This window comes from Pseudomonas sp. GW821-FHT02H06 (genome assembly GCF_059421525.1).
In genome coordinates this window covers 1-19,005 of record NZ_JBWKVD010000024.1, presented here as the reverse complement: position 1 = coordinate 19,005, position 19,005 = coordinate 1, and the positions used below count along the sequence as shown (strand labels likewise).

16 protein-coding genes and 1 pseudogene are annotated in these 19,005 nt (G+C 61.7%); 6 read left to right on the top strand and 11 right to left on the bottom strand.

What is annotated here, in order from left to right; all coding sequences use genetic code 11:
• The first annotated feature begins 139 nt into the window (after positions 1–139).
• A complete protein-coding gene (locus tag AC07VF_RS25085; RefSeq protein ID WP_192173927.1) occupies positions 140–844 on the top strand; it encodes a YebC/PmpR family DNA-binding transcriptional regulator in 705 nt (234 codons plus the stop codon).
• A gap of 154 nt (positions 845–998) precedes the next feature.
• Here the strand turns inward: AC07VF_RS25085 and AC07VF_RS25080 are convergent, their stop codons facing one another.
• Both AC07VF_RS25080 and AC07VF_RS25075 read right to left on the bottom strand, forming a co-directional pair.
• Entirely contained in the window at positions 999–2,288 is a 1,290-nt protein-coding gene (locus AC07VF_RS25080) for a leucine-rich repeat-containing protein kinase family protein (protein ID WP_495010046.1), read from the bottom strand.
• A gap of 90 nt (positions 2,289–2,378) precedes the next feature.
• Positions 2,379–2,927 carry a TetR/AcrR family transcriptional regulator gene (locus tag AC07VF_RS25075; RefSeq protein ID WP_192173925.1) on the bottom strand — a complete coding sequence of 183 codons (549 nt, stop codon included), beginning with the start codon at positions 2,925–2,927 and terminating at the stop codon, positions 2,379–2,381.
• 105 nt (positions 2,928–3,032) lie between these two features.
• Here AC07VF_RS25075 and AC07VF_RS25070 point away from each other — a divergent pair, with 105 nt between their 5' ends.
• Entirely contained in the window at positions 3,033–4,238 is a 1,206-nt protein-coding gene (locus AC07VF_RS25070) for an MFS transporter (protein WP_495010045.1), read from the top strand.
• 6 nt (positions 4,239–4,244) lie between these two features.
• Here AC07VF_RS25070 and tspO read toward each other — a convergent pair whose 3' ends face one another.
• The 6 genes and pseudogenes from tspO to AC07VF_RS25040 form a co-directional block, all read right to left on the bottom strand.
• The gene (tspO, locus tag AC07VF_RS25065; RefSeq protein WP_495010044.1) at positions 4,245–4,685 is read right to left on the bottom strand and encodes a tryptophan-rich sensory protein TspO; all 441 of its coding nucleotides are present in this window, start codon (positions 4,683–4,685) and stop codon (positions 4,245–4,247) included.
• Between the two features lie 112 nt (positions 4,686–4,797).
• A pseudogene (locus tag AC07VF_RS25060) lies at positions 4,798–4,893 on the bottom strand (aromatic alcohol reductase); the annotation flags it as partial.
• 65 nt (positions 4,894–4,958) lie between these two features.
• Positions 4,959–5,207: a hypothetical protein gene (locus AC07VF_RS25055; protein ID WP_282373476.1), complete on the bottom strand. Its 249-nt coding sequence runs from the start codon at positions 5,205–5,207 to the stop codon at positions 4,959–4,961.
• A gap of 86 nt (positions 5,208–5,293) precedes the next feature.
• Positions 5,294–6,316, bottom strand: a complete 1,023-nt coding sequence (locus AC07VF_RS25050; RefSeq protein WP_495010043.1) for a sensor histidine kinase — start codon at positions 6,314–6,316, stop codon at positions 5,294–5,296.
• Positions 6,317–6,326: 10 nt separating this feature from the next.
• Positions 6,327–7,811 (bottom strand): DUF7125 family protein, encoded by a 1,485-nt coding sequence (locus tag AC07VF_RS25045; protein ID WP_495010042.1) that lies wholly within the window; start codon positions 7,809–7,811, stop codon positions 6,327–6,329.
• On the bottom strand, positions 7,808–8,242 hold the full coding sequence (locus AC07VF_RS25040; protein WP_244656005.1) for a hypothetical protein: 435 nt from the start codon (positions 8,240–8,242) through the stop codon (positions 7,808–7,810). Before AC07VF_RS25040 ends, AC07VF_RS25045 begins: the two co-directional genes overlap by 4 nt.
• A 580-nt stretch (positions 8,243–8,822) precedes the next feature.
• On the opposite strand from AC07VF_RS25040, the gene AC07VF_RS25035 reads away from it, so the two are divergent.
• The 3 genes from AC07VF_RS25035 (at position 8,823) to AC07VF_RS25025 (ending at position 12,348) form a co-directional block, all read left to right on the top strand.
• Positions 8,823–10,418 (top strand): lactate dehydrogenase, encoded by a 1,596-nt coding sequence (locus AC07VF_RS25035; protein ID WP_495010041.1) that lies wholly within the window; start codon positions 8,823–8,825, stop codon positions 10,416–10,418.
• A gap of 302 nt (positions 10,419–10,720) precedes the next feature.
• The gene (locus tag AC07VF_RS25030) at positions 10,721–11,806 is read left to right on the top strand and encodes a catalase family peroxidase (protein ID WP_495010040.1); all 1,086 of its coding nucleotides are present in this window, start codon (positions 10,721–10,723) and stop codon (positions 11,804–11,806) included.
• Positions 11,803–12,348, top strand: coding sequence for a cytochrome b (locus tag AC07VF_RS25025; protein WP_192173918.1), 546 nt, complete (start codon positions 11,803–11,805; stop codon positions 12,346–12,348). Before AC07VF_RS25030 ends, AC07VF_RS25025 begins: the two co-directional genes overlap by 4 nt.
• Positions 12,349–12,460: 112 nt before the next feature.
• Here the strand turns inward: AC07VF_RS25025 and AC07VF_RS25020 are convergent, their stop codons facing one another.
• The 3 genes from AC07VF_RS25020 to AC07VF_RS25010 all read right to left on the bottom strand — a co-directional run bounded on the left by AC07VF_RS25020 (position 12,461) and on the right by AC07VF_RS25010 (position 15,204).
• A complete protein-coding gene (locus AC07VF_RS25020) occupies positions 12,461–13,603 on the bottom strand; it encodes a M14 family metallopeptidase (protein ID WP_495010039.1) in 1,143 nt (380 codons plus the stop codon).
• 156 nt (positions 13,604–13,759) lie between these two features.
• Entirely contained in the window at positions 13,760–14,299 is a 540-nt protein-coding gene (locus AC07VF_RS25015) for a FecR/PupR family sigma factor regulator (protein WP_495010038.1), read from the bottom strand.
• Between the two features lie 437 nt (positions 14,300–14,736).
• Complete coding sequence (locus AC07VF_RS25010) at positions 14,737–15,204, bottom strand: Lrp/AsnC family transcriptional regulator (RefSeq protein WP_065990584.1); 468 nt, start codon at positions 15,202–15,204, stop codon at positions 14,737–14,739.
• Between the two features lie 212 nt (positions 15,205–15,416).
• Between AC07VF_RS25010 and AC07VF_RS25005 the strand changes: the two genes are divergently transcribed.
• Positions 15,417–18,902 carry an indolepyruvate ferredoxin oxidoreductase family protein gene (locus AC07VF_RS25005; protein WP_495010037.1) on the top strand — a complete coding sequence of 1,162 codons (3,486 nt, stop codon included), beginning with the start codon at positions 15,417–15,419 and terminating at the stop codon, positions 18,900–18,902.
• The last annotated feature ends 103 nt before the right edge of the window (positions 18,903–19,005 follow it).

The following is a 19,005-nucleotide window of genomic DNA, read 5'->3' as shown; positions in this document are numbered from 1 at the left end:
TAAAATGCGCCGGTCGCCGAGGTTCACCCCCGGCTTGTCATCTTCGATCACCCTATTTTCAGCGTTTATCGCCATCGGCCCGACGCGCAAGACGCGTCGGATCCGAGCGATTTATCGCCACCGGAACAAGAGAGCAATCATGGGCGCACAGTGGAAGGTCAAACACAAAGAAGCGGCAGCCAACGCCAAGGGGCGTATTTTCGGCAAGCTGTCCAAAGAGATCATGATTGCCGCACGCTCCGGCGCTGACCCCGACATGAACGCGCGCCTGCGTCTGGTGGTCGAGCAGGCCAAGAAAGCCTCGATGCCGCGCGAAACGCTGGAGCGTGCCATCAAGAAAGGCGCCGGTTTGCTCGGCGAGCACGTTCACTTCGAGAAACTCACCTACGAAGGCTTCGCGCCGCACAAAGTGCCGGTCATCGTTGAATGCCTGACTGACAACATCAACCGCACCGTCTCGGAAATCCGCGTGCTGTTCCGCAAGGGACAACTGGGTGCCGAGGGTTCGATTACCTGGGATTTCGATCACCTGGGGATGATCGATGCGGTTGCTGCATCACCCGAAGCGGACGCCGAGGAAGCCGCCATCGAAGCCGGCGCTCAGGACGTTGAACAAGGCGAAGAGGGCGTTGCGACGTTCTACACCGACACCACCGACCTCGACGCCGTGTGCAAGGCGCTGCCCGAGTTCGGCTTCACCGTTGAATCCGCCAAAATCGGCTACCGCCCGAAAAACCCGGTTGAAGGCCTGAGCGACGAGCAGATGGCCGAAGTGGAAGCCTTCCTCGAAGCGATCGACAGCCACGATGACGTGCAAAACGTGTACGTCGGCTTGGCCGGATAAGGCTACCGGGCCAATTATCTGAATCGGTCGTTGTAGGACCGGCTTTAGCCGGGAATGCGTCGATGGGCACACTGCGAAATCGAGGGTGTCCACGCTGGCCTCTTCCCGGCTGAAGCCGGTCCCACAGGTTATGCGGCGTGCTCTGGATTGGGTCCTACTGACTAAACTGCTGCTCGATCTCCGCAAAGCCGGGCCGCTGCATCACATCCGCCTGCACGCAACGCCGCTCCAGCTCCCGCAACCCGGCAACCTGCGAATCGCTATCCCCGCAGCAGTCCAGCAATTCCCCCAGCAATAGCCCGAACGCGCGCACTTCAACGCGCTCCAGCCTGCGTCCCGTTTCTTCATCCGGGTAAAACGCCGCTGCGCCGAAATCCCCCAGCAGGCTGTCCCCACTTTCGTTCCAGAGGATGTTGTGGCCGTACAGGTCACCGTGGTTGATCCCATGCCCGTGCAAATGTGCGCACGCCGCTGCGATCCCGGCGGCCATACGCTTCACGATCGACAGAGTCAGCCGGGTGTCGACGTAATTGTCCCGCGTGCAGGATTCAAGGGTCGGTGGACGCGCAAGGGTCACGAAGGAAGGCGAAATCAGCTCCATCACCAGACCACGAGCGCCCTGCGGGTGGTCCAGAATCTGCCCGAGCACCGGAATCAGATGAGCATGATGACCCGCCGCAATGCACGCCTGCATCTCGTTCAACGGCGAGCCGTCGCTGGTGACATCGCCCTTGTACAGCTTCACCGCGACGTCCAGCGCCGCCGCGTCCTTGTCTCCGCGCCACTGGGCCTGTTGAATCACCCCGGACGCGCCTTCGCCCAGCACCTGTTGCAGCTTCAGTTGCCGCCACGGGATCTGCCGGATTGGCGCTTCGGTGTGGATGTCGTTCAACGGATTGCCGGCAAACGCCAGCCAGGCCAGCGCGGGCATCTCCAGCAACCAGCGCGGCAGTTCATGGAAATCGTTGACCGCGATCCGCACCAGTTCCAGGCGCTGACAGCGGGCCAGTGATTCCGGCAATTGCCGCAGCCGGTTGCCCGCGAGCATCAGCTTCTGCAGGTGCGCACAGTCGCCGATGGCTTCAGGCAGGGTTTCGATACGGTTGTCGGTCAGCACCAGAGAGCGCAGCGAAGGCGGCAGCGCGTTGACGGGGACATCGGCGATCTCGCAGGCCTTGAAGCCGACGAAGAACAGCTGCTCGCACAGGCCCAGGCATTCCGGCAGGCGGGTAAAGGGATTATTCGAACAGAACAGGATTTTCAGGCGCTTGAGCCGGTGCAGGTCGGCGGGCAGGTCAGTCAGCCGATTGCCGCTGAGGTCCAGCACCTCCAGCGAATCGGCGAGGCTGAAAATCTCCTCGGGAAATTCACTGAGGTCGGCACTGAGATTGAGCCGCGTGATGCCTGCCAGTTTGCCGGCACGCAGGTCTGCAAGGGTGTGCATGGGGGGAAGGGCGCCTGTGATCAATGGGCGGCCATGATAACCAGTCAACCCGGTCGTTGCTCGTTTGCGACGAGCGCGACGGGTGAGGGATTAATTCAGGCAGCGGTCCAGCAATTGATGCATGCGCTCAAGGGACGGCGCCGATTCGGCGTACAAGATGCGGTAGACCATGGGTGCGACGACGGCATCGACCAGATCATCCGCCGAAGGACTCTGTTCACCGCGCTCCCGGGCGCGGTCGATGATGATCTGCAGTTGATCGCGAACCATGTTCAGGCACTTTCCCGAGCACAGGGTCGCGCTGCTGGCGACCACGTCGCGCATCATTTCGCGGCCCGGCGCCGAGTTGGTTTCTTCGAGATAGACCTCGACCCACGTGCGCAGGTCATCGCGCAGATTGCCGCAATCCACCGGTTCGTCGGGGCGCAGACGCTCGACGGCGGCGTCTGCCAGCAGTGAAGTCAGGTCGCCCCAGCGCCGGTAAATGGTGGACGGTGTGACACCTGCGCGGGCCGCAATCATGGGTACGCTGAGGGCCGAACGCTCCTGCTCCTGGAGCAGATCGCGGACCGCCGCGTGAATCGATGTCTGCACCCGGGCACTGCGGCCGCCGGTGCGAATGCCTTCTTTGATAGCCATGGTGCGGACCCTAACACAAAGTATTTGCTTTAAGCAGACGCTGCTCGCACACTGCTAAAGCTAACTAATAGCTTTAGTGGCGTGCTTTTTCGGGAGAGTGTACTCGTGTCTGATTCTTTGCAGAACCCGCAAGTCGATGGTCGGGGGCGGAGCCACCTGGTATTTCTGGCTTTCGTGCTGCTGTGTTTCTTCGCCGCGTCCAGTGCGCCGACGCCGCTTTACCACCTCTATCAACAGGCGTGGGGCTTTTCCTCGGCGCTGTTGACGGTGGTTTTCGCCGTCTACGCTTTGAGCCTGTTGGCGACGCTGCTGATGTTCGGCTCTCTGTCGGATTACCTCGGTCGCCGTCCGGTGATCTTCATCGGGCTGCTGCTGGAGATCGTCTCGATGCTGCTGTTCATCGCTGCCACCGACGTCAGCTGGCTGATCGTTGCGCGGGTGCTGCAAGGCGTGGCGACGGGCATCGCCACCAGCGCGTTGGGTGCCGCGATGCTCGACAGTGACGCGCAGCAGGGTCCGCTGCTCAACAGCATCACGCCGATGTTCGGCATGGCATTGGGCGCCCTTGGCACCAGTGCGCTGGTGGAATACGCGCCGCTGCCCATGGGCCTCGCCTATGGTTTGCTTCTGGCGGCGTTCGTCGGGCAGGCGGCGTATCTGTTGCGGGTCGCTGAAACAGTGACGCCGCAGCCGGGCGTGCTGAAAACCCTGCGGCCGCGGCTCGCCGTACCGGCCCAGGCGAGGGGGACGCTGTTGCTGGTGCTGCCCGCGGACATCGCCGCCTGGGCGCTGGGCGGGTTTTTTCTGTCGCTGGCCCCGTCGCTGCTGACTGCCGCGACCGGTTCGACCTCGGTACTCAACGGCGGTTTTGCCGTGGCAGCGCTGACCATCAGTGGCGCGATTTCGATCCATAACCTGCGCCTGCGCGCGCCCCGGTTGGCATTGCTGGTGGGCTGCAGTTTTCTGGCGATCGGGGTTTCAGTGATTCTGGCGGCGGTGAACCTGGGCTGGCTGTGGCTGTTCTTCACCGGCGCCGTGGTGGCGGGGATTGGCTTCGGGGCGAGTTTCCTCGGCGCCCTGCGGCTGTTGCTGCCATTGGCCCACGCCCACGAGCGGGGTGCGCTGATGGCAGCGTTTCTGGCCTTGAGTTATCTGGCGTTTTGCATACCGGCGTTGCTGGCCGGCGTGTCGATCAAGACGGCAGGACTGGTGACCACCACGAATGTCTATGGCGGGGTGGTGGTCTTGCTGGCGGTGTCGGCGCTGGCCGGTCTGCTGATTCAGCGAGCCAGCCGCGCCAGGGCTGCCTGATCCGCGTTATCGGTTATGACGCAGAATCGAAAAATTCAGCGCCGACGCCACGGTCAGCCACACCAGATAGGGGAACAGGATCAGCCCGGTGATGAGGTCCAGCTGGATCCCCAGCACCACCATGGCGGCAACCACCAGCCACAGCAGCAAGATAATGATCATGCCCGCCATGATCCGGTGGGCGCCGAAGAACACCGGCGTCCACAGCGTGTTCAAGGCAATTTGCGCGGCCCACAACGCCAGAACTGTCTCACTGCCGGGGGTCAGGGTCAGGCGATAACCGGCCCAGGCCAGCAGCAGATAAATGGTCGTCCAGGCCACCGGAAACAGCCAGTTGGGCGGGGTGAAACGTGGTTTTTGCAGCGATTCATACCAGCTGCCGGGTTTGAAAATGATGCCGGTGCTGGCCGCCGCGCAGCAGGCAATGAGGTAAATGTAAAAAGTCATGTGGGGTCCTTTGCTGAAACCATTTGAGGTGCAGGCCCTGGGGCCGTCTCGGCATTGGATGCGTCTGCGCCGGAAAAATCCGTATCTGCCCAGAGAGATTAATCGCGAGCCAGCCCGTGGAGATGATCACCCATCCAGTCCTGGACTGAGCGCGCAACAGGTCGCGCACATCCAGTTGCTCGGCGAACAGGCGGAGGGGTTTACGGCGGCGCGGCGGCGGTATGACAAAGCAGCGGTGTGACGTGCCAGCGAGGGAGGCGGCGAGCCGTCCGGTCAGGACTGATCCGCCAGTTGGCTGAGCCGTTCCTGTACGGCGTCGTCGAAGATCATGTACAGCGTTTCTACGTCTGCCGGGCGAAGACGTCTGCTGGTCTCCAGGCTGAGGATGAAACTGATTTCCATGGCGGCCTCGCGTTCGAGGTCTTCCTTGGTGGTGGCGGCGTTCAACGCGCGCACCAGATCGTCGATCGCACCCTGGATGGGTTTGGGAAGCCGAAGTGCAGCGATTCGCTCTTGAGGCATTGCTCAGTCCTGGGGGGTTGGGTTTGGCGGCGAACCGAAAGGCGTGAAGCCCTGGAGCCTGGGATCGGGGGCGTATTGTGGCCGAGTTACAGCGCAGATCCCACCAGTGGAAACAAAATAGTGAAATGACAGCCCTTGCCTTCGCCCTCGCTGTGGGCGGTAACGCTGCCGCCATGGGCTTCCACCAGCTGCCGGACCACCGTCAGCCCGATGCCCAGGCCCGAGCCATTGAAACCGATGGCCTGGGTGTCCTGCACATAAGGATCGAAGATCACCGGCAATGCCTGGGCGGAAATGCCGATGCCGTTGTCGGAGACGACGATCTTCAAGCCCTCGGGAACGGTCTCGGCACGCAGTTCGATGTTGCCGCCGCACGGGGTGTACTTGGCCGAATTGGTCAGCACATTGGTGAAGATCTGCACGATCCTGATGTGATCACCGTTGACCCGTACCGGCGCGTCGGGAAGGCTGACGTCCATGTGCAGTTTTTTCTTGTGCATCAGCGGCGCGCAGGCGTCCACCGCTTCCTGAATGATCTGCACGATGTCGAGGTGGGCATAGCTCAGGCGCAGCTTTCCGGTGCTTGCGCGGGAGACGTCGAGCAAGTCTTCCACCATGCGCGACAGATGCTGCACCTGACCTTCGATCAGGTTGCGCATTTCCGGCAGTCTGTCGCTGGACGTGCGCACCATGCGTTCGGCAATCATGCTGATGGGCGTCAGCGGGTTGCGCATTTCATGGGCTACCGAGGCCATGGCCGTGCGTTGCTGGGCAAGCGCCTGTTCAGCCTGGGCTTGCAACGTCTGCGCGTGGAGCGCAGAAATCACCAGATGCTCGTTGGCCTCGCGCAGATCTTGATAGACATCAGCGTGTGCACTGGCAGCGGGCGCTTGCGTCTGCGCCGCCAACGCCGCCAGCACCAGTTTCTGATTGGCTTCCACCAGCAATTCGATATGCAGCCCGGCGCCGGCAGAGGCCTCGGCCTCGTGCAGCTCTCGGCGCAGGAACGCCAGGTGCGCCAGGGCCCGTTCCTTTTTCTGCGCGAGTCGCTCGAATTCTCGGTCGGCGTCTGTGCCTCCGGTTGCGTCCTTGCTGTCGAATTCGCTCATGGCAATGCGCTCATCGAATGTTGTCTCCCGCTTCAGCCACCCCTGGCGACAGCCGCGTCGGGCGTCCGCCCAGCAGCCCTTCCTGATTATGCAGACGGGTGCCGATCTGCAAGCCGTTGTCGTCGATGCGGTACAGCCGGAGTTCATCCGAGTGAGCGCTGGCCCGGACCTTGACCACCGCCATGATGCGCTGCAAGCGGCTGTCGATCTCAATGTAGCGCTGGACGATGATGGCATCCGTAAGAAAGGCCGTGCCGTAAGGACTGAAGCGCAGATCCGTGTAGCGGTCTTCCAGTTCCGAGGTCATCAATACACTGACCCCGGTGCTGGTCAACGCATTGACCATTCGCGACAGGGATTCGCGGAAGTCTTCGCGGAAGGCGGGCGCCACGGCCAGCTCGAACCCGGACAGCGAGTCGATGACCACACGCGTTGCGTCCAGCCGGCGGATTTCGCTGAGCAGCTGCTGCACAATCTCGTCGATGGACAGGTCCGGCACCCGTCGGTCGACGACGCCTACTTTGTCCATGTGCACCAGACGCGTGAGTTCGGCGTTATGCAGGTGGTTGGGTCGCTGTTCGAAAACGGCGATCACGCCTGTTTCGCCGTTGCGCGCACCCTCTTCGAGAAAGGCCGCCGCCAGCAGGCTTTTGCCAGAGCCGGAAGGGCCGGCAACCAGCAACGAATAGCCCCGGGGCAGGCCGCCGCCAAGCATATCGTCCAGATGCGGCACGCCCATCTTCAGACGCTGCTGAGGGCTGCTGTGGTTGAGCGCGGCGCGGTCCTGAAGCGTGACCGCGGCCGGTGGAAACACCGTAATGCCCGAATCGGCAATGCGGAAGGTATGCAGCCCGGGCAGCGTCGGCTGGCCGCGCATCTTCATGATCTCCATCTTGCGCACCATGGAGTTGCGCTGAACGCTCTGGCGCAGCCAGATCAGCCCATCGGCAACGGTGAAGATCGGGTTGCTGTCGAGCTCGTTGAAATACTCCCCCAGCAGGAAGGTCGTCGCCTGCCAGGTGGTCATAAGCATCCCCAGCTGCTGCACGAACTGCGGCAGGTTGTTCTTGGGATTGCAGTCGGTTTCGCTGGCCAGCACGACGGAGCGGAACGAGTCCACAAACACCAGGGCAGGGCTGTGGGCCTCGACTTCGGCGACGATGCGCCGCAGCACTTCATCCAGATCGCCAGCCAGGGTGTCATCCGCCAGATTGACGTAGCGGATCGAGCGGTTCACCGCTTCTTCGTCGAAAAAGCTGAACTGCTGTTGGTAGCGCAGCATCTTCAATGGCGGCTCTCCGAGCACCGTGAAGAAGATCGCCGGGCGTTCGGGCGTGGCCAGGGCGAACATCATCTGATGGGCCAGCGTGGTCTTGCCACAGCCGGGCGGACCGGCGATCAGGTTGAAGGAAAACTCCGGCAGGCCGCCACCCAGAATCTCGTCGAATCCCGGTACGCCCGTTGCCAGACGGTTGATCGTGACTTTACTACTCATCGTGAAATGTCCTGGGCAGGCGGGCCGCTGAAAGAGTGTTCCCACACGTCAAGGAGCAGCCGTGCAGCGAGTGATGGTCCGATCAGCGTGGCAAGTAATGCGTGAAAAGTGTTCAGAACTTCCTGGCCGAACAAGAGCGCGTCGGCTATCGATTCTTCGGCCAGTAACGCCTTCAATTGTTGAAGATCCATGCCCACGGCCAGCATCTTGTAGTTGTCTCCAGCCAGCGGGTGCTTTGATATGTAGAGATGAAGGCTGCGGCGATGCAGGGCGGCAACACCTTTCGGCCCTATGATTGGGGTCAGGGAGGTATTAATGTCCTCGAACATCGAAGTAATTGCTTCAGCGACCTCGGAAAGTTCCGCGCTGCCATTGACCCGATGGGTCAGGCATGTGGCAATTCGTTGGCCTGCTTCGCTATCGGCAAACATGGGATTAAGTTCTGGTAGGTGTCGGTGGATAGTACACGTTCTTGCCCGAACAGACAGACGCATGAAGCGTGCGGCGCTCTGCCGCGCAGGCCCTCAGGCTTCACCGGGCCCGTTCCGCCGATCAAAGGTGGGGGAGACTCAATTGGAGGCGAGTTTCACGGCTAGCGGTTTGGTCAACGCCCGGCGTTGTTTTAATTCTATCCATCGGGATGACTATGAATGTATCGGTGGCTCTCGGGGCAGGTTGGATAACGCGGATGGTTATTCATTTGGAGGGTGTGAAGTTTGAGCACGCCATAACTATTCAATCAAACGAGTGACTGCGTAAGTTACAGGACGGGGAATAAGTGCTCGCTGTTTATTTATGATCGATAGCGTAAAGGTGTCCGACTGAATTTTTTGCATGGTCAGTTGAATGGACAATCCCCACGCATCATCTTCTCGGCGTACCCCTCATTGGCCGAGCGTGCCGCGTTCACTGTGTAGCGGGAATGCCCCGGGTTTGTATCGCTAAAGTTACAAAGGCGTCCGCCGACACCCTGTTCAGGAAGTCTATTACTCACTTGAACAGGGAAGTGCCATGTCAGCGATTTCTTCGGTCACCTCATCCGCGGCATTGATGCCGGTGGTCAAACCGGCGGCCACCGTCGCGGTGAATGACAGCGCCGTTGCTGGCACCACCAGCGCCTCGCCGTCGTCCGTCGTCATGCTGGGCCAGGACGCCAAGGTCAGCGAGCCGCTGACCTACAACGTCCGCGGGCTGATGGGGGATGGCAACGTCCCGCCGGCCTGGGAGTACACCCGCCAGGACAAAGTCTCGCTGGCGATGGCGGGCAACTTCAGCACCTCCGCCACGGCGGGGCGTTTCCAAGGCCTGGGCGCAACGTTGCTCAGTCAGTTGGCCCAGACCGGCCAGAACATTTCCCAATCGGTGCTGCGCTCGACGACCGGCAAAGCGCTGGAGCCGGCGGAACTCGCCGCCGCCCAGGACCGCCTGCACAGTAATCCGGCCAACAGCATCAGCCTCACCCTGAAAACCGCCAGCGGCAAAACCATCGAGCTCAGCCTTGCCAGTCAGGACGATGGCCTCGCGGTGCAGGCCCAGGTGAGCGGCGGCGAACTCAGCGACGACGAGCTGAACGCACTGAACGCCATGGCGGACGGCTTTCAGTCGGCCATCGACGGCCTGACAGCCAAGCCGCCGACCCTGAAACTCGACGCCCTGACCCATTTCGACGCCAAGGCCTTCGCCTCCGTGGATTTGAAAACCAGCCTCAAGCTGGAAGACGGCAGCGCCCAGACCCTTGAACTGCATGCCGACGCCGACCAGCGTTCGGTGCGCATGAGTGGCGCGCTGGGCAATCTCGACCTTTCGGTTGACCTGAAAAACGCGGCCATTCGTGGTGACAGCGCTCAGCAGGCCAAGGCGCTGGACGGCTATGTCAGCCAGATCGAGGCGGCGCGCAAGCGTGGCGACGGCGATGCACAGTTGCTGTCGATGTTTGAGGACGCCTTCAAAACCCTGCACAGCCAGTACCCGGACACCCGCGTTTCCTCGGCGCCGCAGACCGTCAACTCGATCGAGCTCGCCGACACTGACCACGGCCTGTTGACCGGCCTCGGCGACTTCAGCGCGTCGGTCAGCGAGAAGAGCGTCGAGGGCAACCCGGGCCACCCCGGTGAGCTCGATTCCTTTGCTTACACCTTGTCGCAGACCACCCAGTCCAAGGGACGCGATCAGATGAACCGGACCATCGTTCAGAACCAGCAGTCGCAGCTGACCGCCAGTTACCACAAGCCCCTGCCAGGCGGGCAAAAGCTGGCGTTGAGCACCGATCCGACAACACAGAATTACCTGTATTACCAGGTCAGCGACCAGGCCAGCAGCAAGACCAGCATCGGCTATAAAAAAGGTGAGTTGGTCGATGCGACGCTGAGTCAGTCCGCCAGCCAGTCGACGCGCATTGCCAAGTACGTAATGGGCCGCCTGGAGAAAGACACCCACACGCCGACCTCCACCTCCAAAACCCAGAACTTCCTCAGCGTGCTGCAGCAGGCCTTGCAACAGGACAAAGAGGCGAAGCAGGGCCGTGGCGCGTCGACGCTGAAAGGCACCCTGGCCGGGATTCACGCCAAGGTGCTGCTGCAGAGCGATCCGTCGAAGCTGGATGGCTGATAGCGGTATAGCCTTGGTTTTGCGGCGCGCCGTCCTACGCTTTCCCGGCCAAAGCCGGTACCACTAAGTGCGCGTCGTTCCTCATATCGAGACACTGCCAGAACCATTGGCCGCGCACGATGCTTTTTGTGGGACCCGCTTCAGCCGGGAAGGCGCCAGTGGGATCAGCCTCAGATTCCGGCCTTGCTCCAGCCGCCAGGCGCTCGATGTCCTCAACCTGACAAACCTCAAGCATCCGGCTATAAACAAAGCGTGCCAAGCACCTTGATGTCCCCAGAGGCGAGAAGCCCGGAGTGTGATCGATGATTGACCGTGAGCCACCGTATCCCCGCAAACCGCCGCTCAGTAATTCCCAAAAACTCGCACGCCTGGCCGGCATTGGCCTGATCGTTCTGGTCGTCGCGGGCGCCTTCGCCTACGTCAATGGCAGCCTCGCCCCCCAGCGACTGACCCCCGCGCGGGTCGTTGACGTGTTCGAACGCAACAACGGTGTGCATCCCGGTTACCGTCGCAACCACCCGAAAGGCATCTGCGTGGCCGGCTACTTCGAGAGCAACGGTGCCGCGGCCAGCCTGTCCAAAGCCGAAGTGTTCGCCAGCGGGCGCACGCCGGTGATCGGGCGTCTGGCCGTGCCCACCGGCAACCCGTATTCCCCCGACAGCGCTGCGCCCCTGCGCAGTTTCGCCGTGCAGTTCACCCAGCCCAACGGCCAGCAATGGCGCACGGGCATGAACAGCATGCCGGTGTTTCCGGTCGCGACGCCTGAAGCGTTCATTGACCTGCAGATCGCCACCGGGCCTGACCCCAAGACCGGCAAACCCGACCCGGCGAAGCCCCCTGCGTTCTTCGCCGCACACCCGGAAGCCCAGCCTTTTCTGGCGTGGGTCAAGACGGCCAAGCCTTCGGCCAGTTTCGTCACCGAGACCTACAACAGCGTCAACGCCTTCGTGCTGGTGGACGCCAGCGGCAAGCGCCAGCCTGTGCGCTGGAGTCTGGTGCCGGAAGCCACCGATGCAGCGCCGGCGCCTGACGCCAAGGAATATCTGGACAAGGACCTCAGTGACAGACTGGCCAGCGGCCCACAACGCTGGAAGCTGATGCTGACGCTGGCCAACCCCCAAGACCCGACCAACGACGCGTCCAAAGCCTGGACCGGCGAGCACAAGACCGTGGATGCCGGGACCCTGGTGGTCAATTCCGACAGCCCGCAACTGAATGGCGACTGCCGCGACATCAATTACGATCCGCTGATCTTGCCCAGCGGCATCGAAGGCTCGGATGACCCGCTGCTCGCCGCGCGCTCGGCGGCCTACGCCGCGTCCTACATGCGCCGTACCGCTGAAGTCGATCAGTTGAAAGCCGAGCCCGCCCAGGAGAAACAGCCATGAGTACGCCCGTCAAGCATTTCGCCCCACTGGCGCGCCTGCTGCACTGGCTGATGGCCCTAATGGTCATCGCCATGCTGTTCATCGGCGCCGGCATGGTGGCTTCGGTGTCCGAGCGCCACGAATGGCTGCTGAACCTGCACAAGCCCCTGGGTATCGCGATTCTGCTGCTGGTCATCGTCAGGATTGTCGTCAGGGTCACTACTCAAACGCCGCCGTTGCCGGCTGACTTGCCGGCCGTGCAGGCGCTGGCCGCCAAGCTGTCCCATTACGTGCTGTATGGCTTGATGCTGGCGATGCCGCTGATTGGCTGGGCGATGATTTCAGCCGCCGGGGATCCGGTCATGCTCGGCAGTTCGGTGCGCCTGCCGTCCATCGTCGCGGCAAACCCGGAAACCTTCGCGCTGCTGCGCAAGGCCCACGCCTATCTGGCGTACCTGTTCTTCCTGACAATTCTGGCGCATCTGGCTGCCGCGCTGTTTCACGGCTGGGTGAGGCGAGATGAGGTGCTCGACAGCATGCTGCGGGGTAAATCGCGGGGTTGATGTTGCCGTGATTGACCGTTGCGAATAAGGCAGACGACATCGCCAGTGGGCTTAACCCCGCTGGCGATGTCGTTTATGGACGCAGGTCAACCTGTCGACATCAGGCGGCGGTTCAGCGCAAGACGGACACCATCTGTCCCAGGGTGGTCAGCACATCGCGGGCCAGCTGTTTCGAGCGCTGGCCCGACCAGCCGGTGACGACATCGGGGGCGTCGTCGTTGTCCTTGAACGGCATTTCCAGCGTCAGCGACAGGCACTTGTAGCGCTCGCCGACGCTGTTGCACGCCAGGTTCATGTTGGCCTGGCCCGGCGCCGATTTCGGATAGCCGTATTTGCTCTGGAAGTCCCGGGTCAAGCCGCTCAACCGCGCGCGGAAGTCAGCTTCCAGTTGCGCTTGCTGGTCGGTGTACCCCGGATTGCCTTCGCAGGCGGCGGTGAAGACGTAGGGAATTTCCTCATCGCCGTGTACGTCGAGGAACATGTCCACGCCGTATTTTTCCATCTGCTCTTTGACGAAGAACACTTCCGGGCTCAGCTCGGGGGTCGTGTCCTGCCAGGCGCGATTGAGGTCCTTGCCTTGGGCGTTGGTGCGCAGATGCCCGTGGAACGACCCGTCCGGGTTCATGTGCGGCACCAGATACAGGTCCGCCGAGGCCAGCAAGGCCTGCAGCTCAGGGTCGTTTTGCTGGAGCCGCTCGATGATGCCTTCCATGAACCACTCGGCCATGTGCTCGCCGGGGTGCTGTTGCGCGATGATCCAGATGTTGCGCTTGCCCGCCGCGCCGTCGCCCTTGCGCAGCAGCGGAATATCACGGCCTTCGACGCTCTTGCCGGTGGCCAGCAGCTCGGTGCCGGCCTTGTTCAGCGCCTGATCCACCAGCCAGTCGTGGCGCTCGCGGCTGTAGGGTTCGAAGTAGGCGAACCACACCTGGGATTCGCTGGGCGTCAGCTCGAAGTTCAGCGCTTTGCCGTCGAACTGGCTCGGCACGCGGAACCAGCTTTTCTGATCGTAGGAGGCCACTGCGTTGTAGCCGGTCCAGGCGCGGTTATAGCTCGACTCGCCGGCGTTGGTCAGGCTGAAGCCGTGGGGCTGACCGATCTGCAGGCCGTCAACCTTGAAATGGAACCATTGGAAATGCGCGCTGCGGGTATCGGGACGGATCGCCAGTTGCACGGCGTTGGGATGACTGGCGTCGAGCACGACGATGTTGCCGCTGTCAAAATCGGCGGAGATGGAAAGGGCGGTTTGAGTCACGGGAGCGTCCTGATTGCATGATCTGCCATTACGAAGCCATCGGGGAGGCAAGCAGGCCAGACCTGATTGCCTCGCTGGGCTGTTATGACAATTACTTTACACGCAACCGCTAGGGGGACGGCGACAGAATAGTTCGCCAAAGAGTCAGGGGCGGCTTCAGCTATAGGCTTCGGCGGTGACCAGCAGGCCGCACAGCAACATCGTCACCAGCAACCAGCCGAAATAGACCCGCGGTTTGTGCCGATGCCAGCCACTGGCGCCGAGGATCGCGGCGGGTGCATGCAACGTGCGCCAGAACTGCTCGCTGTGCTGAAACGCCGCCAGGTGTCGAGGATCCGCGTCGAGCCAGTGACGAAACTCGATGCGCTGACTGGCAGTGGCCTGGGGGCTTTGCAGGTGCACGTACCAGCCCAGGGCCTGCAGCAGAATCGCGCGGGCGGGATCATGTTCGGCGGGCTCGCTGACGCAATGCTCAAGCGCAACGGTCATGCAGCGTTCGACTGTGCTGATGTCCACGTCAAGCAGGTGGGCGATATCGGTGTAGGAAAAGTCGTCGAGGCGGCTCAGCAGAAATATTTGCAGCACCCTGCGCGGCAGGCGCTGAAGGCGGCGTCGGTAAAGATCAGTTTCGGCGCTCGCGCCCGGGGAGGGCGACACGGGGGAGGCGGTCATCAACGAGTCGAGGAGCTGAGTCATGGCGTCTTGCTCACTGTTTGAATAGCGGCGGTCGCGGAAAACAACGTCGTGAATGTGGAGGTTTTTACTGAATGTGTCAGTTTTTGACAGCTTCAACGGCCCATCGCTCGATCCATTTGCTATGATGCGCGCCATCGAAAAGGCAGATCACTGTCGAACCCTCTTCATTAGCCTGAAGACGCAACACCCGACCGAACCCAGACCCGAAAAGGGCATAAAAAAAAGACCCGGCCATAAGCCGGGTCAAAAACCGTGATTAGCCTGATGAGGAGATAATCCGGAAGCCGACCTAAGGCTTCTGGGTTACCAACCAGTCTCGCGACCGGTTGCGCTCAATAATAATCATTCCCATTTGAGAGTCAATGCTTTTTTCGCCCGCCGGTGAAAAGAGTTTTTCTGCGTGGGCGATCTTTGCCTCCGCCTCAGTCCTCGGCAGCTCAGTCAATCGGCAATTCTGTTGTCCGCTTCACCACACTCATCGCTATGTTCGAATGCGCCTCCTGCACATGGGGGCTCTGCAGCAGGTGGTCGCGCAGAAAACGCTCGTAGCTGGCGATGTCCTGCACGACGACTTTGAGCAAGAAATCCATGTCCCCGGCCATGGTGTAGCACTCCAGCACTTCGCGAAATCCGGTGATCGCCTCCTCGAACTCCGTCAGGTACTTGCGCCCGTGTCCGGACAGCTTGACGTCAACGAACACGGTCATGGTCAGCCCGAGCTTGGCCGGGTTGAGCAGGGCCACCTTGCGCTCGATGATGCCTTCTTCTTCCAGGCGATTGATGCGCCGCCAACAGGGCGATTGCGAGAGTTCGACGCGCTCGGCGATCTCGGCAGCGGAGAGATTGGCGTCGTGTTGCAACAGACGGAGGATCTTGCGATCGATGGGGCTGAGCTTGACCTGCATGAATTGACCCTTTTTTATTCTTGAACAGGAATGGGCATGCACGATATGAGCAGATTCGCGCCGATTTAGGAAGAAAAAGCCTGCGTCGGGCAGGCAGTATTTTGTCTGTGACCGTTGGGCTGAACCGTCCTGGCGGCGAGGCGCTGGCAAGGCTGTAAAATGCCGCTGGCGCCGCATTCAAAACGCACTAATAAAAATAAAGGAGTGCCTGAATGTCCCTGGCTGATATTCGTCTGGACGATAAGTACCGACTCGCAACCGGCAATCTGTACCTGACCGGAACCCAGGCGCTGACCCGCCTGCCGATGCTGCAGAAGCAGCGCGACGAAGCCCGCGGGCTCAACACCGCCGGGTTCATCTCGGGCTATCGCGGCTCGCCGTTGGGCAACCTCGACAAGAGCCTGTGGGACGCCAAGGAATATCTCCAGCAGAACGCCATTCATTTCCAGCCCGGCGTCAACGAAGAGCTCGCCGCGACGGCGGTCTGGGGCAGTCAGCAAGTCAATCTGTTCCCCCACGGCAAATACGACGGCGTCTTCGCCCTCTGGTACGGCAAAGGCCCGGGCGTTGACCGCTGCGGCGACGTGTTCAAGCACGGCAACTCGGCGGGCGTCGCCGAAAAGGGCGGCGTGTTGATCCTCGCCGGCGACGACCATGGCTGCAAATCCTCGACCATCGCGCACCAGAGCGAACACGCCTTCATCGCTTCGATGATTCCGGTGCTGAACCCCAGCAACGTCCAGGAAATCCTCGATTACGGCATCATCGGCTGGGAGCTTTCGCGCTACAGCGGGTGCTGGGTGGCGATGAAGACCATCGCCGAAAACGTCGATTCCTCGGCCGTGGTCGAAGTCGATCCGCTGCGCATCCAGACGCAGATCCCCGAAGACTTCCAGATCCCCGAAGGCGGCCTGCACATTCGCTGGCCCGACCCGCCCCTCGCTCAGGAAGCGCGCCTCAACACCTACAAGATCTACGCCGCCCGCGCGTTTGCCCGGGCCAACAACCTCAACAAAGTGGTGATCGATTCGCCGAAGCCGCGTCTGGGCATCATCACCACCGGCAAGTCTTACCTCGATGTGCGTCAGGCCCTGGAAGAACTGGGTATCGACGAGGACCTGTGCGCGTCGGTGGGTATACGCGTGCTCAAGGTCGGCATGAGCTGGCCGCTGGAGCCGGTGTCGGTGCACGGCTTTGCGGAAGGGCTGGATGAAATCCTGGTGGTCGAGGAAAAACGCAGCGTGATCGAGGACCAGCTGACCGGCCAGCTGTACAACTGGCCGGTGGATCAGCGTCCTCGCGTGGTCGGTGAATTCGATGAAGAAGGCCGTTCGCTGCTGCCGAACCTGGCTGAACTGACGCCGGCGATGATCGCCCGGGTCATCGCCAAACGCCTTGCGCCGATTTACAGCAGCCCGAAAATCGACGCGCGCCTGCAATTTCTGGCCGACAAGGAAAAGGCCCTTGCCGCGCCGCTGTTCAACACCCAGCGCACCCCGCATTTCTGCTCAGGCTGCCCGCACAACACCTCAACCCGCGTACCGGAGGGCAGTCGCGCCCTGGCCGGGATCGGCTGCCATTACATGACCATCTGGATGGACCGGGAAACCGAGACGTTCACCCAGATGGGCGGCGAGGGCGTGACCTGGATCGGACAGGCGCCGTTCACCGAAACCTCCCACGTGTTCCAGAACCTGGGTGACGGCACCTACTTCCACTCCGGGCATCTGGCGCTGCGGGCGGCGGTCGCCTCCAAGGTCAACATCACTTACAAGATTCTCTATAACGACGCCGTCGCCATGACCGGCGGCCAGCCCATCGACGGCATTCTGCGCGTCGATCAACTGAGCCGTCAGGTGTTCAACGAAGGCGTGCAGCGCATTGCGCTGGTCTCGGACGAGCCAGAGAAATACCCGAGCCGCGAGCAGTTCGCGCCGATCACCACCTTCCACCACCGCAGCGACCTGGACGCCGTGCAGCGCGAACTGCGTGAGTTCAAAGGCGTGTCGGTGATCATCTATGACCAGACCTGCGCCACTGAAAAACGCCGCCGCCGCAAACGCGGGACGATGGTCGATCTGGACAAGCGCGCCATCATCAACCCGGCCGTGTGCGAGGGCTGCGGCGATTGTGGCGTCAAGTCGGGCTGTCTGTCGGTGCTGCCGAAGGAAACCCCGGAAGGGCGCAAGCGCGAAATCGACCAGAGCGCATGCAACAAGGACTTCAGCTGCGTCGAAGGCTTCTGCCCGAGCTTTGTCACGGTGCATGGCGGCAAGCTGCGCAAGCCACAGTTGCCCAAGCAGGCCCAGGCGTTCGCTGAACTGCCGCAGCCGACGCTGCCGAGCCTTGCTGAGCCGTACAACATTTTGCTGCCGGGTGTGGGTGGCACGGGCGTGACCACCGTTGGCGCGATGCTGGGTTATGCGGCGAATCTGGAAGGCAAGGGCTGCAGCGTGCTAGACCAGGCCGGTCTGGCACAGAAGTTCGGCCCGGTGGTCAGCCACATTCGTATCGCCGCGCGGCAGGAAGACCTGTTCGCCGTGCGCATCGCCGCAGGTGAGGCGCATCTGCTGCTCGGTTGCGACCTGTTGGTGGCGTCGGGGCCCGATGCGATCGCCAAGCTCAACAGTGCGAAAACCCATGCGGTGATCAACAGTCAGCAGACGCCGACCGCTGAATTCACTCGCAATCCCGACGCCGAGTTCCCGGCTGAAGCGATGATGCAGACCATCCGCGAAGCCGTCGGCGCCGAGAAAACGCACTTTGTGCAGGCGACGGACCTGGCGACCAAATTGATGGGCGACAGCATTGCCAGCAACCTCTTTATGCTGGGTTATGCCTTTCAGCTGGGGCTGATTCCGTTGACCTCTGCTGCCATTGAAAAAGCCATCGAGCTTAACGGTGTGGCGGTCAATCTGAACCAGCAAGCGTTTCTATGGGGGCGTCGTGCGGCGTTTGACCTGCCGGCAGTGCAAGCAGCGGCCAATCCGCAGACCCAGCCAGCGCCGGATCCCGAACACCTGACCCTGGAAGAGCGCGTCACACGCAACGTTCATGGTTTGATCGCCTATCAGAACGGCGCGTTGAGCGAGCGTTACCTGACGCTGGTGAATCGGGTGCGGGATGCCGAAGCGCGGCTGTTCCCCGGCCAGCCGCCTGCGCTGACCGAGGCGGTGGCGTTCAACTACTTCAAGCTGCTGGCCTACAAGGACGAGTACGAAGTGGCGCGGCTGTACAGCAATGGCGACTTCACCCGTCAGCTTGAAGCGCAGTTCGAAGGCGATTACCGCATCGAGTTTCACCTGGCGCCGTCCTGGCTGGCCAAGCGCGACCCGAACAACGGCACCCCGCGCAAACGCAGTTTCGGGCCGTGGATGTTGAAGGCCTTCGACGTCCTGGCACGGTTCAAATTCCTGCGCGGTACGGTGCTCGATCCGTTCGGCCGCAGCGTCGAGCGTCGGCAGGAGCGTGAGTTGATTGATGCCTATGTGGGCGACATCGAGCTGATCCTTGGCCACCTCAGTGCGAGCAACCGCCATACCGCGCTGAGTCTGGCACGGCTTCCGGAACGCATTCGCGGTTATGGTCACGTCAAGGAAAGCGCGATGAAGGCGGCGGCCCTGCAAGCCGCGCGGATGCGCCAGAGTTTGGTCAGTGGCGAGGTTGAAGTGCTGAAGTTGTATGAAGTAGCGGCGTGACGAATGGGAGGAGGTCGTTCAGGCCTTTGCAGTGGTCTAATTTCCCCGGACACCTCGATAAGTGGAAAATACATTTATCGAGGAGTTCTACATGACCAGAAAG